Origin of the sequence: Anabaena cylindrica UHCC 0172, from assembly GCF_034931625.1 — a bacterium.
Lineage (GTDB): Bacteria > Cyanobacteriota > Cyanobacteriia > Cyanobacteriales > Nostocaceae > Anabaena > Anabaena cylindrica_A.
Genome location: NZ_JAYGGY010000079.1, coordinates 1 through 16,960, shown reverse-complemented (window position 1 = coordinate 16,960; position 16,960 = coordinate 1). Strand labels below are relative to the sequence as shown.

Below are 16,960 nucleotides of genomic sequence, written 5' to 3'. Positions count from 1 at the left end.
CACTGTAAGCACGAATTCTATCAGTTTTTTGAGTCTCAATGTTAATATTTTCATATATTTGGTTAGTTTCCTTTTGTTGAAAGTTTTTTTCTGGACTAGATTCATTAGTATCCGTAATATTTTTTCTCTAGGTGTAATATTGTTGAATTTTTACTATTAATAACCTGTTACGCATTTACTTTTTTTGTCCAAAAACCTTACTGCCAGAACTCTACACTACAAAATAGCTGCGTAACAGCTTAGTACACTTAATAAATTCAACATATTTGATTTTGTAAACCATGTACAAATATGGCAGTAAATGTTTCACAATTGAAATATTAAGTGTAAATTTATCAAAGCGTGGTCTCATGAATCTTGAAACTAGGAAATCGTTTTCAAATAATCTTTGATTTTCAATTTCAGATCATGCGAAATTGGATATGATTCAACTTCGCGCTCTATGTCAGATTTAGACTTACCTTTTTTTCTCAGTTCGTCTACAGTTGCTTTAAAAATTGTTTCAAATCCATATTCTGCCAATCCTTTTGATATCAAGCCAAGAATCCCAAGTACAGCAATTCCTCCAAGCATTCCAAATGGTCCGCCAAGTACAGCTAATGCTGCTGTTATTGCCGCAGCACCTGCCCACCCTGTAACTGCCATAGCTACAAGTAATACAAGACCAGGTACACCTAGCGCAGCTATTTTATCTACTATCTGATCCATATTGACTCCACATCTGCTCAAACGAGAATAATAATATTCTCTTACGTCCAAGATGCGAAAATATTAGTATAAATACGTATTTATACAAAAATCTTTAATCAAATAGGAGTCCTATATACTTAATTTATCGCAAACAACGAATTGCTTCTAATAAACCTCTGGCTTTATTTAGCGTTTCCTCGTATTCCTTCTCTGGTTCTGAATCAGCTACCAAACCAGCACCAGCTTGGACTGTGACGGTATGATTATGCAATACCATCGTCCGAATTGCGATCGCACTATTTAATTGTCCTTCAAAATCATAATAGCCATACACACCAGAATACACACCCCGGCGACTTGGTTCTAATTCGTTAATGATTTCCATCGCCCTGATTTTCGGCGCACCGCTAACTGTACCAGCGGGGAAGCTGGCTTTAAGTAAATCCCAGGCTGTTTTGTCATTTGCCAACTTACCCACCACATTACTGACAATGTGCATGACATGGGAATAGCGTTCAATGAGCATTAATTCATCAACTTTCACGCTCCCACTTTCGCACACACGCCCCAAATCATTGCGTCCTAAATCAACTAACATGACGTGTTCAGCGATTTCTTTAGGGTCTTGGAGTAAATCTTCAGCGAAAGCCGCATCTTCTTGGCTTGTCTTACCCCTTGGTCTTGTGCCGGCAATGGGGCGGACTGTGGCGATTATACCCCCATCTGGGTCGCATTCTGCCTTAACCATGACTTCAGGACTAGAACCGATAATTTGCCAATCCTTAAAGTTAAAATACGCCATGTAAGGTGAAGGATTGATTTGGCGTAAAGAACGATAAAGGGCGAAGGGATTTCCGGTATATTCGGTAGATAAGCGTTGAGAAACAACGACTTGGAAGATATCACCAGCTTTGATATGTGCTTTCGCCTTTTCCACACTGGCGCAGAAATCGGGACGGGTAAAGTTGCTGGTGTATTCTTCTATTCCCGCTTTCGGCTTATTTCCGGGGGCTGTCCAAGCTAATTTGGTATTTTGTGGCGATAGGGGTAAAGATAGCTTGCTGACCATTTCCTGAATGCGATCGCTTGCCTGTTGATAGGCTATCTCTAAATTAACTTCTGGGTCACGTAAATCAGCATATGCGATCGCCCAAATTTTCCGCTTTACCTGGTCAAAAATTAATAAATGGTCTACCTGCATCCACAAACCATCAGGGATATTACGGCTATCTTGAGGATGAATTGGTACACGCGGCTCAATCCAATTAATTAACTCATAACCCCAAAACCCAAATAAACCGCCAATTCCTGAAGGTAGTTGCGGTAATTTAACTGGGTGATATTCTGCTAAACATTTGCTTAAAGCTGTGAAAGGATCACCTGTAAAAACTTCCTGAGAACCATCACGGTGTGTTTGAGTAGTTTGATCACCTCTAGCTTCCAAAATCCATAGAGGATCACAACCCAATAAACTATAACGCCCTATTTTTTCCCCACCTTCCACCGATTCCAGCAAAAAGCTATAAGGTTGATCTGCACATACTTTATACCAGGCAGAAACGGGAGTATCTAAATCAGCTACCCATTCCTGATAAACCGGGACAAAATTACCTTCTAAAGCGAGCTTCTTAAACTGGGTGAAATCGGGAAAAATCATAATTATTATTTATATTTAGCTGCTGATTATACTGCAAACGGGTGAAATTTGGACTTATGTCATACTGTTCGCGTAGCGTGGCGTAGCCATACGTAACGTAGTGCAGCGTTCGCGTAGCGTGCCGTAGGCTCTAGTATCTCGGAGATTCTTCACTTCGTACCCTACGGGAAGCAAGCTACAGAATGACACTTTTAACCCGTTTTTAGTATAAGCGCTGAGTACTGACTCCTGATTTTGACTCAGCACTCAGCACTCAGCACTCATTACTAATTAAGCATCGTGAGTGGCTTTACCACTGAACTTGAGTTGTGCAGGGCTGGGGTTTTGACCGATTCTGCGGGGTACGTAGCGTACTTTATCACGACCGGGGTTAACTTTTTCTGGGAACACACCATCAGCTGGGTGAATCAAAGTGGTTTCACCGCTGGGTAAAATCCGGTAAATTTTGTAGTCTGTGATTTTGAATTTCCGGAGTTGACCGCCCAAAGCGATGCCATACTCTTTGCGAGCGATATAGAGTAGGTTTTCACCTGATACCATTGTGGCTGCGCCACCTGTAGGCATTTCAAAAACTTGTTCTTTGGGGCTAGTCCAGGTGATAGCGTATTTTTCTTCTACTGCTGCCTTGTTGAGCAGTCCACCAGTGCTGCCACCGAAGAGGGGAGTTTTTCCAGTGAGAGTTGCTGCCATAAAAAAATGTCCTTCAACGTTTTTAGGGCATACTAACACCCCCTAACAGCTTATATTGCGATCGCGTCATAGACTGTAACAGTTTTTAGTGATTGAGTCCGGTTAAGAGACTTCCAACTAACAAAATATCCCGTCGTTGTGACAGCAGGGAGCAGGGGGAAGAAAAGTCACTTTGATTTGGTGAAATTGGATAGCGTACCCTACGGGATCTTGCTACGCGGAGCGTCCCGGAGGGAACTAGCGCTGCTGCAAGCAGTACATCTTTTTTGTGGATTTCTCTTATATGAATTACCGCTACGCAAAAATAAGGCTTTCGGGAAAATCGTCGTGCGTAAGTCCTTATGTTATTTTTTGCTCTTCACAAACGACTGCTTTTCCTCTGCACCACCCTGAACAATGGGAATGGTAAAATGAAACTTGCTGCCTTGGTCTTTACCTGTGGACTCTGCCCAAATTTTACCGCCCCAACCAGTGACAATTTGCCGGGAAATTGCCAGTCCTAGACCTGTACCTCCCGCAGTCCGTCGCAAGGCTCCCTCTTCTTGATAAAAGCGATCGAAGACTATTTCTAGACGATTTGGTTCTATGCCTCTGCCTGTGTCCGCTACTGTCACCTCAACCATTTGATTGCGTTTGCTAGTAGCTGCTTTGATGTAAATCTCTCCTTCCGCTGGTGTAAATTTACAAGCGTTGTCTATTAGTTTGGCTATTACTTCCACTAGCCAATCACCATCAGCCCTAATCAAAGGTAAAGTTTTCGGAATTTGCGTTTTAATTTGGGGTATCTTTTCTGTCGATGACCTGGTACGCAAGCGGCTGAGAGCTAAATCTATACATTCTTGTAAACTTAGGGTTTCTGGATGCCATTGCACTCGACCGCTTTCTAAGTTAGAAAGCGTGAGGAAATCTTGTACGAGTTTCCGCATTCTCTCGGAGTCAGACAGTGCCGTACTGAGCATGACTTGCTGTAACTCTAGGGGCATATCCGGCTCACTAGCGAGGCTTTCCAGGCAAACTTGAATGGTAGATAGGGGGGTACGGAGTTCATGCCCAGTGATGGCTATTAAGTTACTGCGGGTACGATCTAGGGCTTCTAGCTGCTTATTCAGTTCTTCTAAATTAGCAAAAGCTTCGGCTTGAATCAGGGCTGCACCGACTTGAGTGGCGATCGCTTTGACTAAATCTAATTCTCCTGGTTGCCACTCGGAGATGGGTACATCACAATAATGTAACTCCACAATCCCCAGTAGCCTTCCCTGAGAAAACACTGGTTCCATCAACCAAGAACGAATGGCGAACTTTTTGACAATCAAAGACAGTGGAGTTGAACTAGTAACACGATAGTCAGTTAAAGTATCTGAAATACAGATTCCTTCACCTAGTTGGGTAATTTCCTGAAATAGAGGATTTTGTTCTAATTCCCAAGTTAGCCCTCGTACAGAAACCACACCCGGATTCAAAAACTCGTGTTCAATCACAGCTTGGTCATCAGTTGCTTGAGCGCGATAAATTAAACAGCGATCAGCATCCAAATGTTGACCCAATTCTTGAGCAGCTACTTGGAGAACTGATTGCGGGTCAAGCGATCGCCTAATTGCTGTCCCAATCGAGTTAACCAGGCGTTCTTTGCGGGCTTGGAGAGCGATCGAACGGTAGGCTTTATGCAATTTATACTGACTAGCTTGCAGATAAGTCACCAAGCGCTGTACAAACGGGTCAGTATCAATGTCACAGGCATATTCGTTATGGACTGTTCCCGATTCTCTTCTTGACTTACCAAGTTCAAATCTCTGACGTGCCAGACCAATTTTGTCCACTAAATCTGGTCGATAAACCTCAATCCTGCTTAATATCAACTCTGCCGCTTTGAGGCTGACTCCTCTCTCCGAAGTCCAAATTCCCTCAAATCTTCTCGCTGTGTCCATATCTAGCCCAGGAGTAATTTCTGGTAACTGCTGATTTTTGGCAATAGAACCAAGGCTTTCCCGGCACACCAAGCAGGTAGCATAATTATCGGCAACAACCACCAAATGCCACTCTTGACTTAAAGCATCATCCGGTTCAAAAGCCACCTTTTCATAGTATTCCGAGCTATTAGCAAACTCTGTTTCTGGTGCGGACAATACGTATATTTGATTACTACGCAGTGAAAGCCGTTGATAGCGATGAGCTTCTTGGCGGTAGAATCGCTCTCTTTGAAAACTAGCAATAATCAGAGGCTGATCCAAGGTGGCCGCCAAAACCTGATCTTCCATTGCATGGGAGAGCGCCGTTAGTGAAGCCTTGAAATATAACTGGGGACGCAGGTAGGGTAGTGACTGTAGCAAATCACTCAGCACGGAAGTCGAAATGCTCATGAATATCGTTAAACGCCCAATCTAGACAAGATCCACTTCACAAAAGAATTGTACAAATTAAAACTGGTGATTGGTCATTGGTCATTGGTCATTGGTCATTGGTCCTTGGTCATTGGTAAAACTCTTAACGATCACCTATCACCTATCACCCATCACCCATTACCCATTACCAGTTCTTTTAAATTGATCAAAGTTCCTATGCCCAATATACATTCGGTTATCTTTTCTATCATTTAGCCTAGCAAAGGTAACTTATAGCTTTTTCAGCAAATACACCAAAAATATCACAGTATGGGATACTGCCGAAACCTAAGTTGCTAAAGCTTTACTAATTTTTGAGCGCGATTGCTGAAAAAACCCAAAAACGGCTTGGTTATTTTGTATACTTAAATAGGCTTGGTAAAACTCAAAAAATTGTTAAGTGTACACGATTATAAGCATTTTCTACGTATACCATCTCTTAATGCTTATCAACGAATAAACCAGGTAAAAATCCCCAATTTCCAGCCTTGACTTCAAAAAGAGAACAGATAAATTGATAAGGATTTGGTGATTGGTGATAAGGATTTGGTGCTTGGTAATTGGATTATTAGCCCCATCTCTCCTCCCCAGCCCAAGTCCTGCAAATCTAAACCTGTATAGGGAATTTTAGCTCATGACACCGGATACATTAATGACCCCGGAAAAAATCTTATTGGATGGAAAGACTTTTATTCCCGCAGAACAGATACCTATTCCAGAATGGCCTTGTGTGGTTATTGAAAGACCACAACCAACTTTAACTGTTAAAGATGATGATTTATTTTTGGTGACAGACACTATCGGAAACATTTCTGGTTGTTCCCTGAATGACGGGAATCCTAGTATGGGGCTATTTTGCTGTGATACAAGGTTTTTGAGTCGTCTAGAATTGCAGATTGATGGGCGATCGCCTGTTTTATTGAGTAGCACCGCTGACAAAGGCTTTGCTCTCTCGGTTTTGTGTACTAACCCCAAAATTAACAATCACCTAAATGCTGATACCATAGGCATTCGTCGGGAAATAGTACTTAATGGCGCACTTTTTGAAGAAATAGAAGTCGCTAACTACAGTACCACTAGCATCAGTTTTGAACTCAGTCTCAGCTTTGATGCGGATTTTGTAGATTTATTTGAAGTCCGAGGTCATCACCGCGAAAAACGGGGTAGATTGTTGCGGTTAGCAGAGCCAACACATTTAGAAGAAATAACTGATGGTGCGGCACATTCACAAAATCCATCACACCGAGAAGAATCTCTGACACTGGCTTATCAAGGTTTAGACGGTGCAATCATGGAATCCCGTATCCAATTCCAGCACCGACAACCAGATTATTTCCAAGGTTACACAGCGGTTTGGCGGCTAGATTTAGCTTCTCACGAAACCCAAAAGCTCGCTTATCGGCTGAATATGCTCACCAATAACCAGACTAGTTCCACTGTGAATGCAGCTATGACTTTGGGACAAGCAAAAGCTTCTGAATTGATGGAGGAGCAAATTTGGGTACAACAAATTACTCGCATTAGTTCTGATAAAAGTCTTTTCAATCGAGTGATTGAAAGGGCTGAACAAGACTTGTATTTGTTGCGTCAATCTTTTGGCAAGTATAAAACTGTTTCGGCTGGTGTACCTTGGTTTTCAACATTATTTGGTAGAGATTCTATTATTACCGCTTCCCAAACCTTGATGTTAAATCCCCAAATTGCTAAAGAAACTTTGATGCTGTTAGCAGTACATCAAGGTAAAAAAGAAGATGAATGGCGAGAAGAAGAACCAGGTAAGATTTTACACGAGTTACGAATGGGAGAATTGGCACGTTGTCAAGAAATTCCCCACACACCTTACTACGGTACAGTTGATGCTACTCCCCTGTGGTTAATGTTGTATGCTGATTACTACGCTTGGACTCATGACCAAGAAACCCTAGAGCAACTTTGGCGAAATGCTTTAGCAGGAATGGATTGGATTGATCGCAATCTCAAACAAACTGGCTATCTCAGCTATCACCGGAAATCAAAACGTGGTTTGACTAACCAAGGTTGGAAAGATTCTGGTGATTGTATTGTCAACCGCAAAGGTGAATTAGCTAATGGTTCAATTGCCCTTTGTGAAGTGCAAGCTTATGTCTATGCTGCCAAAATTAAATTAGCAGAAATTGCTAAGATGAAAAAGCGTCTAGATTTGGCAGATCGCTGGCAAGAAGAAGCTCAAAATCTCAGAGTTAGATTTAACAAAGATTTTTGGATTGAAGACCAAGATTTTTGCGCTTTAGCTTTAGATGGGGAAGGAAATCAAGTAGATAGTATTAGCTCTAATCCTGGCCATTGTCTGCAATTGGGGATTTTTACACCAGAAAAAGCCTACAGTGTAGCGGAAAGGTTGCGAGCGCCTGATATGTTTAATGGTTGGGGTATTCGGACTTTAAGTAGTTTGTCTCCTGCTTATAATCCTATGGGCTATCATACTGGTTCTGTTTGGCCTCATGATAATTCTCTAATTGGGATGGGATTGCGATCGCTCGGTTTAATAGATCAAGCTTTGGAATTATTTCAAGGTTTGTTTGACATGACTTCCCAGCAGTCCTATCAACGCCCTCCAGAATTATTTTGCGGTTATGAAATAAACGGCGATAATGCACCTGTACAGTATCCCGTTGCTTGTACTCCCCAAGCTTGGGCGACAGGTAGCATTTTTCAACTATTGCAAATGATGGTGAATTTAGTTCCTGACGCACAAAATAATTGTTTGCGAATAATTGACCCTGCTTTGCCAGAATCAATCAATCGTTTATCTTTACATAATTTGCGTGTTGGTGGCACTATTCTTGATTTGGAATTTGAGCGAGTTGGTAGCACTACCGCTTGTCGTGTGGCGAAAAAACGCGGTAATTTGCGGGTGGTAATTGAAGCGTAAAAATGTCTGAATCAGGATTTACAGGATAATGAGAGAATACATAATCAATCATGTTCATTCTTTCATTTTCTTAATCCTTGAATCTTATCAATCCTGTTTCTCACATTTAATGATTTATATACAGGATGAGCAAAAAACATTGTCAATCTAAATCCCGTTAATCCTTTAATCTTGGATATCCTGATTCAGACAAAAAGATAAAAAAGACTGTTAGTATCTTTTGGTAAATACGGTTTTATAATTCACTATATTATTCTTGACGATGATGTGATTATTTTACGCATCTATCACGGTCGAGAGAATAGACCTATTTAGTCAAACTGTAATTGAATCCCTATGTTAGACCTCGCCAAAATTCAAACCCTAGCTCAAGAATACAGTCCCCAGGAACTTTTTGCAGCTTTGGTTTGGCAACGTCGCTTTAATGAGTTTAACGGAGAAGAGGTGATTAGGGATCTTACTCTGCATTCTGATCTATGGGCGAGTTTTGTGTTTACGAAACCGATTTTTGCACCAGATGAACATGGTTTAAGTTTTGGTGGTTTAGTGGATACTTTATTAGCAATGGCAAATTATCGCCCGATGCCAGAATCAAGTATGATTCACTTTGTAGCTTATCCTGGAGATACTCTCTACATTTTGACAGAAAACCAAGATACTATAGTTTCTCAACTTTTAGATTTGGGCAAAAAGTGGCGTGCGGACTCAGTGGATATTACTGATGGTAATAATGAAGAGTATGGTTTGCGACTTCAGCGCCGGTTACAAATGAGGTTACAAGGTGGTTTGGAAGGTGAGTCACATTGGGAACAGCGAGATGGTGTAGTGATTGCTTATTGGTGGGATTAATGATTTAAAAAAAATATCAATCTAAATCCTGTTAATCCTTAAATCCTGGATATCCTGATTCTGACACAATAAACAATACTAAATCTTCTAAATCCTTAAATCTGAAAAATCTTGTTTTTCACATTGAATAACTTTCATAAAAAATGATTTTTTAGATTGAAAATAAAAATGTCAATCTCAATCCTGTTAATTCTTAAATCCTAGACATCCTGTTCGCGTAGCGTGGCGAAAGCCATTTCTGACACAATAAATCATCTTTAATTATTAATTAAATAAATCCAAAAATTAGGGGTAAAGCATATTGCTAAACCCCTACTGAAACTCGAATTATAACAATTACAAATTAAGCTTCTTCTGAACGCTCCATTTTTTGACCAGGAGAGGATTCATAAAGAGCATCTAACTGTTCGCGTGCATCTTCCACGTTAATTGAACGCATTACTAACAGCGGCTCTTTAATTATATTACCGGCATTATCTAATAATTCTGGATGGGGTACAAACTGTCTTTTGGCTCCATAATAGCCATAGCTACCTTGATTACCCATTGAAGAGGAATTTGCTGGATAAGGACGCTCCCTATCAAAACTGAACATGACTAGATTGCGAATTAAATTACCCACAGCAATAAATGCAAGGACTGTGAAAGCGAGAATGTAGAGTAGGTGTAGCATAGAATTATCCTCCAGGGCAACAGGGTTTAAAACTTTATATCTTTTAAGTGCTTAACTTTCGCTAACCCGTAAATTTCGTGATGGCGAATGTTACATTATCTATTTCTGATTTGATATTTGGTAATCCTATATATCAGATTACGGTAACATGGGATACACTATTTTTTTATGAAAACAATGTTAAGTTTTTTGTCCTATCTTTGCGACTTGTATATAGTCTTGTCACACAGTGAAGTCATTCTTGTTTTGACTGACGGTAGCGCATTCCCACATTTCCACATTCGGTTAATAGTTGATGCCAAGGCATTAATGTCGCCATATCAATCCCGACTTGTTTATTGGTTGCAGTAAATAGCATTTTGGCTGTGCTAAGTTCTGCTTGTGCTTCTTTGACCCGTTGTAACAAATCAAGTTGCTCTTGTTCGCTCATAAATTGGATTTTCTCATTTTCCAGTAATTGGAGCGATCGCTCAAACCAGTAGTGAAAATCCTCTAACAACGGTTCCAAGATTGTCTTGAGCAATTCAGTACTTGATGGATTTGAATCTCCCATATATGAGAAGCATATTTCCTAATTTCTTTTTAATATTAGCGTTATTTACGATTCTTAACAATTTTCTTATATCTCTCCTTCAGTTATGTGGAGTAAAAATCTGTAACTTGTTATACAATGCACAATTATATAATTTTGGCAATAGATTTGTAAAGATCCCTAGGGATCAGTCTTTCTCTATCTAAAGGAGGAAACATAAATTGAAAATATCCGTCAAAAGTTGCGAACGAGCCAAATTCTTATTATTCCCAAGTTTTGCGGCGCTTCATACCATCCATTTAACAAATAGCCTGATAAAAAAAATCATTCGTTTTTAATTCTTTACCCCTGCTGCCTATTTGTATCAATCTGAAAGTGAAACAGTATCAGTTGGGGTCTTTTCGATTAGGGTGATAAATTAGGAGAGTCCACAGGTAATGGCGGCAGCGTCATCAGCAGGTGGACTATGATTTTGAGAATATATTTTCAGAATTCTATTTGTAATCACTTCGCCTTTAACAGCCGATGTCGCCTAATCAAGAACCCCAAAACCCAGAACAACCAGAAAAAATTTATTTACCGCGTACCAGCGAATCTGAGACATTAAAAAAGATTCGCCATACGGCTTCTCATGTCATGGCCATGGCCGTACAAAAGCTGTTTCCTAAGGCGCAAGTTACAATTGGCCCCTGGATTGAAAATGGGTTTTATTATGACTTTGATAGTCCAGAACCCTTCAGTGATAAGGATTTGAAAGCCATCCAAAAAGAGATGGTGAAGATTATTAATCGCAAATTGCCGGTAGTTCGAGAAGAAGTCAGCCGGGAAGAAGCACAACGCCGGATTGAGGAAATTAAAGAACCTTACAAATTAGAAATCCTGGGAGATATTAAACAAGAACCCATCACCATTTACCATTTAGGTGATGAATGGTGGGATTTGTGCGCCGGTCCCCATTTGGAAAACACCAAGGAAATTAACGCCAAAGCGATAAGTTTAGAAAGCGTAGCTGGTGCTTACTGGCGTGGAGATGAGAAAAAAGCCCAATTACAGCGCATTTATGCTACTGCTTGGGAAACTCCCGAACAACTAGCAGAATATAAACGCCGCAAAGAAGAAGCTTTAAGACGTGATCATCGTAAACTAGGTAAAGAACTGGGTTTATTTATCTTTTCTGACTTAGTAGGGCCAGGTTTACCTTTGTGGACTCCTAAAGGTACTTTGTTGAGGACGATTTTAGAAGACTTCCTCAAAAAAGAACAATTAAAACGGGGTTATTTACCTGTAGTTACTCCCCATATTGCCAGAGTTGATTTATTTAAAACATCGGGACACTGGCAAAAATACAAGGAAGATATGTTTCCTTTAATGGCTGAAGATGAGGAAGCAGTTAAATTAGAGCAGGGTTTTGTCCTCAAGCCGATGAACTGCCCTTTCCATATCCAAATATACAAGAGTGAATTACGCTCTTATCGGGAATTACCGATGCGTTTGGCGGAATTTGGTACAGTTTATCGTTATGAACAATCTGGGGAACTGGGTGGTTTAACAAGAGTGCGCGGTTTTACCGTTGATGATTCTCACTTGTTTGTCACTCCTGAACAACTAGACAGCGAATTTTTGAATGTTGTAGATTTGATTTTGTCGGTGTTTGGAAGTCTGCAACTGAAGAATTTTAAAGCTAGACTCAGTTTCCGAGATCCAGCCAGTGATAAATATATTGGTTCTGATGAAGCTTGGGATAAAGCTGAAGGTGCGATTCGTCGCGCTGTGGAACAATTGGGAATGGATTACTTTGAAGGGATTGGGGAAGCGGCTTTCTATGGGCCAAAACTTGATTTTATCTTCAGTGATGCCTTGGAAAGGGAATGGCAATTGGGAACGGTGCAGGTAGATTATAATTTACCAGAGCGGTTTGATTTGGAATACGTGGCTGAAGATGGTTCCCGCAAACGTCCGGTAATGATTCACCGCGCACCGTTTGGTTCTTTGGAACGGTTGATTGGGATTTTGATTGAAGAGTATGCTGGTGATTTCCCCTTATGGTTAGCACCTGTGCAAATCAGGCTTTTACCTGTAGGTGATCTCCAGTTAGACTTTACCAAAGAGGTAGTAGCCAAGATGGTTGCATTGGGTATTCGTGCGGAAGTGGATACGAGTGGCGATCGCTTGGGTAAGTTGATTCGCAACGCCGAAAAGGATAAAATACCTGTAATGGCGGTAGTTGGTGCCAAGGAAGTAGAAATCAACAGCTTGAGTATTCGTACCCGCGCGTCTGGGGAATTGGGTGCAATAACTGTAGATGAGGTTGCGGGTAAGATAACAGAAGCAATTACTAACTTTAGCAACTTCTAAAAAAGTAGGCTGGGATTTACCCAGCCCAAAAGTAAATTAACTCAAAATCAAATTATGAGTACCACAAAAGATCAAGTCCAATCTCTTTTACAGCAACTTCCAGATGATTGTTCTATTGAAGATATTCAATATCATTTATATGTAATTGAAAAAGTCCGTCGTGGTTTAGAAGTAGCTGATAGAGAAGGGACTATTTCACAAGTAGCTGTAGAAGAACGGTTGAATAAATGGCTTATCAAGTAGTTTGGTCTTCTGCTGCAATAGAGGATGTAGAAGCAATTGCTACCTACATATCCCATGATTCATCTGCGTATGCAGCAGCAGTAGTTCACAAAATAGTTGATGTTACTCACAACTTGGGCAACTTTCCGTTTTCAGGTCGTGTAGTACCAGAATTAAACGAAGATAATATTAGAGAAAAATTTGCATATAAACCTCATCTATACTAAAAACGGGTTAAAAGTGTCATTCTGAACGAAGTGAAGAATCTCCGAGATACTAGAGCCTACGGCACGCTACGCGAACGCTGCACTACGTTACGCTCAGTATGACATAAGTCCAGATTTTACCCGTTGGCAGTATAACTTGAGAACTGTAGTTTTTTTACCAAAGCTTTGCGATTGCTTCCTTACGTCGCAATGACACAAACCAATCATTCAAAACTCCAGATTTCAAAATGGATGAGGTTTAACTATCGAATTGAGAATGAGACCATCACTATTGCATCTGTGATTCACGGAAAAAGGATATTGGATGTAGAAAATGATTTATAGGAATTTAAACAAATTTTCAAGCATAATATGAATGAGATACATCAAGTAATAGACATTCTCTCATCTACTCAATTCAATCCTCAGCATAAAATTTTCTTAGGTATATATTCTCCCTATGTCAACCTGAGGTAAAAACTTATAAAGAAATTGTTAAAAAGTTTAGTACAATAACAATATTCACTGATAAGTATTTTTTCCTATTGACATGATGGCGGATCAATTTCCTTGGCTGACTGCAATTATCCTGCTGCCACTCCTTGCTTCCTTTTTGATTCCTGTATTGCCTGATAAAGATGGCAAGCTGGTACGTTGGTATGCACTGGGTGTAGGTGTAGCAGACTTTGCTTTAATGTGCTACGCATTTTGGAACCATTACGATGCCAGTAGTTCCAGCTTTCAACTTGTAGAAAATTATGCTTGGATGCCTCAATTAGGACTAAACTGGGCAGTCTCAGTCGATGGTCTTTCGGTACCGCTGGTACTCCTGGCGGGATTTGTGACCACACTGGCGATTTTTTCGGCCTGGCAAGTTGACCGGAGACCACGCCTTTTTTACTTTTTGATGCTAGTGCTATATTCGGCACAGATAGGGGTGTTTGTTGCCCAAGACTTGCTGTTATTTTTCATCATGTGGGAAGTCGAACTTATTCCCGTATATTTACTAGTTTGTATTTGGGGTGGGCAACGGCGACGCTACGCAGCTACAAAATTTTTGATTTATACCGCCGCCGCTTCCATATTTATTTTAGTCGCCGCTTTAGCAATGGGTCTATATGGTGGGGGAAATGTCACCTTTGATATAGCTGAACTTGCACATAAAGAATATCCCCTGACTCTGCAATTGCTGCTGTATGCAGGTCTGTTAATTGCCTTTGGTGTCAAACTTGCTATTTTTCCCTTCCATACTTGGCTACCGGATGCCCACGGTGAAGCATCTTCTCCCGTGTCGATGATTCTGGCTGGTGTGTTGTTGAAAATGGGCGGATATGGACTGATTCGCCTCAATCTGGAAATTCTTTCTGATGCCCATATTTACTTTGCACCAGTTCTAGCCATTCTCGGTGTTGTCAATATTATCTATGGTGCATTGAACTCTTTTGCCCAAACGAATATGAAACGGCGTTTGGCTAATTCGTCAATCTCCCATATGGGGTTTGTACTCCTGGGTATTGCCTCCTTTACTGATTTGGGTATCAACGGTGCGATGTTGCAAATGATATCTCACGGTTTGATTGCATCGGTGTTATTCTTCTTAGCAGGTGTGACTTACGATCGCTCTCGGACTATGGTAATGGCAGATATGGGTGGGATTGGTCAAGCTATGCCGAAAGTATTTGCCCTGTTTACAATAGGTGCAATGGCATCCTTAGCACTGCCTGGAATGAGTGGTTTTGTTGGTGAACTTTCGGTTTTTATCGGATTAACTAGTAGCGATGTTTACAGTTCTGCTTTCTGCACTGTCACTGTGTTTCTAGCGGCTGTAGGAGTCATCCTCACACCTATTTATCTACTTTCCATGCTGCGACAGGTATTTTATGGTTCTGGTGCAGACCTAATCTGTGACATTAACAATGCAGGTTTGGAAAATCAGGAAGATGAAGGAACGGCTTGTTTTGGTACAGATTGTTTACTACCAAATGAAACTATTTATACTGATGCTAGACCGCGTGAAGTATTTATTGCGGCCTGTTTTTTGGTGCTAATTATCGGTATTGGTTTCTATCCCAAGGTGGCTATGCAGATGTACGATGTGAAAACAGTCGCTATAAATGCTCATGTTCGTCAGTCTTATAGTATAGTTGCCCAAACAAATGCCCGCATCTATGCTACTGGATTGTTGGTGCCAAAATTTTCAGAGGCTGAGGAAATTTAAATAAAGGGTTAAGGCGATCGCTCTCCGGTATTAATAACAGACAAGCAATATCTTCGATAAGCGATCGCTCCCTCAAATGTGAGTTTTAGCAACAACTTAACCCTTTCCATGAGATGCTGGATGGCTAATGCTTGGAAATAGGCAGGAATTACATCTAGGGTGCGATCACTTCCCCTCGATATCCAAGGAGTGGTAATTTTGTAGTTGGTAATTCGTAATAAGAAAAGAAATTGCTATTGAATGATGACTGTAAGTAAGAGGAAAAATATAAATGTCATGTCGCATTCTTCACTGTGGAAATTCACTGACTAACTACAATCTTTCTATTAAGTATTCAGTTGCCGGTTTCACCAAGCAAGGACAAAAAAGGGGCGACATTATTTTCCTTGTAGTAAGCCATGAGAAACAAACTGTTTGTGGACTTAGGGCAAAACTAGGTGAACCCACAGATCAAAAGCCGTGGCCTGACGCAGATCGTTATGTTGCAGTCTATAAACTCATTGATATTGAGTATGCGAATACCTTTGATATTCGTTTTCTTGCAAAATATGGTGGTAACCGCTGGTCTCTTAAGTTTTTACAAGGCGCTAAAGCCATAAAAGATGAGAACGCTATCCAAGCACTTCATGAGGAGTTTGATAAAAATCGTGTTGAAATACCTGTGACTTTTCCTTTAAACACGCAAGAAGACGAAGAAGATAACCTTCTCGAAGTAGATCCCAGTGAACTTTCAGAAGTTTTGTCAGAAGTACCAGACGCTAAAATTAATGTCATGGGTACGTTTCAGACAATTCTATTTAAAAATGAGACAGATCCTCTTAGTGGTCTTGAAAGCCTTGTCAACGAGAATTTTTATAATCTATTTCCTCGCTATAGCCCTGATCACTCACTTCTTATTTCAGAGAATCGCCTTTTCTTGTCATCTGGTGTTGAAGCGCGTGGTGAAAAAATCATCAAAGGTATTAGAGGTATTCCTGACGCAATTTTGATTGTCTACAGTGAACATGAAAAGCAACCTTTTAAGATTGCACTAATCGAGTATGAGTGCTTTGGCGAAAATAAGACACGCTCTCAGGAAAAGTCAAATTATTTCAATGGACAAGTAATTCCTCAACTCATGCGGTTTGCTTCTGCATTTAGTATTGTTACTGACAAACAGATCAGAGACCAAACTATTAAGACATGGGTTGATAAAATCATAAATTATATATACTCAAATCCCAAATACATCAGCCTAGTCTCAGGTTGGATCAAGCAAATTCGTCCAAAACTTTCAGATCAGCTTGTTGGACTTGTTGGACGAGAGATTGATCGAGTTCTCACAGAGGCTTTCCAGAAGTCACTACAAATTCTTTTAATTATTGATGATTTGAGTGATGAACAAAAGGACACAATTACTAATGTAATTCGAGCATTTAAACTTGAGAATGGTGAGAGTATAGAGTTTATTTCTTATATTGTCAGACTTGAACAACGTATTCATATTTCAAATGCTGATGCTGAATATGCTTTATCAGTTCAGTAATATACTGCAAACGGGTGAAATTTGGACTTATGTCATACTGAGCGTAACGTAGTG

The 16,960-nt window shown here is 40.4% G+C and carries 13 protein-coding genes; 7 read left to right on the top strand and 6 right to left on the bottom strand.

What is annotated here, in order from left to right:
• Positions 1–363: 363 nt before the first annotated feature.
• The 4 genes from VB713_RS14915 to VB713_RS14900 all read right to left on the bottom strand — a co-directional run bounded on the left by VB713_RS14915 (position 364) and on the right by VB713_RS14900 (position 5,394).
• The gene (locus VB713_RS14915) at positions 364–708 is read right to left on the bottom strand and encodes a hypothetical protein (protein WP_323312303.1); all 345 of its coding nucleotides are present in this window, start codon (positions 706–708) and stop codon (positions 364–366) included.
• A 124-nt stretch (positions 709–832) separates the two neighbouring features.
• Entirely contained in the window at positions 833–2,347 is a 1,515-nt protein-coding gene (gene trpE / locus VB713_RS14910; RefSeq protein ID WP_323312301.1) for an anthranilate synthase component I, read from the bottom strand.
• A gap of 270 nt (positions 2,348–2,617) precedes the next feature.
• Complete coding sequence (locus VB713_RS14905) at positions 2,618–3,037, bottom strand: photosystem I reaction center subunit II PsaD (protein WP_323312300.1); 420 nt, start codon at positions 3,035–3,037, stop codon at positions 2,618–2,620.
• Positions 3,038–3,381: 344 nt separating this feature from the next.
• Positions 3,382–5,394, bottom strand: coding sequence for a DICT sensory domain-containing protein (locus VB713_RS14900; protein ID WP_323312299.1), 2,013 nt, complete (start codon positions 5,392–5,394; stop codon positions 3,382–3,384).
• Positions 5,395–6,049: 655 nt separating this feature from the next.
• Here VB713_RS14900 and VB713_RS14895 point away from each other — a divergent pair.
• Entirely contained in the window at positions 6,050–8,326 is a 2,277-nt protein-coding gene (locus VB713_RS14895; protein ID WP_323312298.1) for an amylo-alpha-1,6-glucosidase, read from the top strand.
• A 336-nt stretch (positions 8,327–8,662) separates the two neighbouring features.
• On the top strand, positions 8,663–9,175 hold the full coding sequence (locus VB713_RS14890; RefSeq protein ID WP_323312297.1) for a hypothetical protein: 513 nt from the start codon (positions 8,663–8,665) through the stop codon (positions 9,173–9,175).
• 343 nt (positions 9,176–9,518) lie between these two features.
• Here VB713_RS14890 and VB713_RS14885 read toward each other — a convergent pair whose 3' ends face one another.
• Both VB713_RS14885 and VB713_RS14880 read right to left on the bottom strand, forming a co-directional pair.
• A complete protein-coding gene (locus VB713_RS14885; RefSeq protein WP_323312296.1) occupies positions 9,519–9,848 on the bottom strand; it encodes a DUF2973 domain-containing protein in 330 nt (109 codons plus the stop codon).
• A gap of 235 nt (positions 9,849–10,083) precedes the next feature.
• Positions 10,084–10,401 (bottom strand): DUF2605 domain-containing protein, encoded by a 318-nt coding sequence (locus VB713_RS14880; RefSeq protein WP_323312295.1) that lies wholly within the window; start codon positions 10,399–10,401, stop codon positions 10,084–10,086.
• A gap of 504 nt (positions 10,402–10,905) precedes the next feature.
• Here VB713_RS14880 and thrS point away from each other — a divergent pair.
• From thrS to VB713_RS14855, 5 genes are all read left to right on the top strand, one after another.
• On the top strand, positions 10,906–12,735 hold the full coding sequence (gene thrS, locus VB713_RS14875; protein ID WP_323312294.1) for a threonine--tRNA ligase: 1,830 nt from the start codon (positions 10,906–10,908) through the stop codon (positions 12,733–12,735).
• A gap of 54 nt (positions 12,736–12,789) precedes the next feature.
• A complete protein-coding gene (locus VB713_RS14870; protein ID WP_323312293.1) occupies positions 12,790–12,978 on the top strand; it encodes a hypothetical protein in 189 nt (62 codons plus the stop codon).
• Entirely contained in the window at positions 12,963–13,184 is a 222-nt protein-coding gene (locus tag VB713_RS14865; protein ID WP_323312292.1) for a type II toxin-antitoxin system RelE/ParE family toxin, read from the top strand. The genes VB713_RS14870 and VB713_RS14865 overlap by 16 nt, the downstream gene beginning before the upstream one ends.
• Before the next feature lie 529 nt (positions 13,185–13,713).
• Positions 13,714–15,381 carry an NAD(P)H-quinone oxidoreductase subunit 4 gene (locus tag VB713_RS14860; protein ID WP_323312291.1) on the top strand — a complete coding sequence of 556 codons (1,668 nt, stop codon included), beginning with the start codon at positions 13,714–13,716 and terminating at the stop codon, positions 15,379–15,381.
• 271 nt (positions 15,382–15,652) lie between these two features.
• Positions 15,653–16,906, top strand: a complete 1,254-nt coding sequence (locus VB713_RS14855; protein ID WP_323312290.1) for a hypothetical protein — start codon at positions 15,653–15,655, stop codon at positions 16,904–16,906.
• Positions 16,907–16,960 lie beyond the last annotated feature (54 nt).

What these genes read in the sequence shown, in the direction of transcription:
- trpE (WP_323312301.1), bottom strand. Translation starts at nt 2,347, where the DNA reads ATGATTTTTCCCGATTTCACCCAGTTTAAGAAGCTCGCTTTAGAAGGT.
- VB713_RS14880 (WP_323312295.1), bottom strand. Translation starts at nt 10,401, where the DNA reads ATGGGAGATTCAAATCCATCAAGTACTGAATTGCTCAAGACAATCTTG.
- VB713_RS14860 (WP_323312291.1), top strand. Translation starts at nt 13,714, where the DNA reads ATGATGGCGGATCAATTTCCTTGGCTGACTGCAATTATCCTGCTGCCA.
- VB713_RS14915 (WP_323312303.1), bottom strand. Translation starts at nt 708, where the DNA reads ATGGATCAGATAGTAGATAAAATAGCTGCGCTAGGTGTACCTGGTCTT.
- thrS (WP_323312294.1), top strand. Translation starts at nt 10,906, where the DNA reads ATGTCGCCTAATCAAGAACCCCAAAACCCAGAACAACCAGAAAAAATT.
- VB713_RS14895 (WP_323312298.1), top strand. Translation starts at nt 6,050, where the DNA reads ATGACACCGGATACATTAATGACCCCGGAAAAAATCTTATTGGATGGA.
- VB713_RS14870 (WP_323312293.1), top strand. Translation starts at nt 12,790, where the DNA reads ATGAGTACCACAAAAGATCAAGTCCAATCTCTTTTACAGCAACTTCCA.
- VB713_RS14855 (WP_323312290.1), top strand. Translation starts at nt 15,653, where the DNA reads ATGTCATGTCGCATTCTTCACTGTGGAAATTCACTGACTAACTACAAT.
- VB713_RS14865 (WP_323312292.1), top strand. Translation starts at nt 12,963, where the DNA reads ATGGCTTATCAAGTAGTTTGGTCTTCTGCTGCAATAGAGGATGTAGAA.
- VB713_RS14890 (WP_323312297.1), top strand. Translation starts at nt 8,663, where the DNA reads ATGTTAGACCTCGCCAAAATTCAAACCCTAGCTCAAGAATACAGTCCC.
- VB713_RS14905 (WP_323312300.1), bottom strand. Translation starts at nt 3,037, where the DNA reads ATGGCAGCAACTCTCACTGGAAAAACTCCCCTCTTCGGTGGCAGCACT.
- VB713_RS14900 (WP_323312299.1), bottom strand. Translation starts at nt 5,394, where the DNA reads ATGAGCATTTCGACTTCCGTGCTGAGTGATTTGCTACAGTCACTACCC.
- VB713_RS14885 (WP_323312296.1), bottom strand. Translation starts at nt 9,848, where the DNA reads ATGCTACACCTACTCTACATTCTCGCTTTCACAGTCCTTGCATTTATT.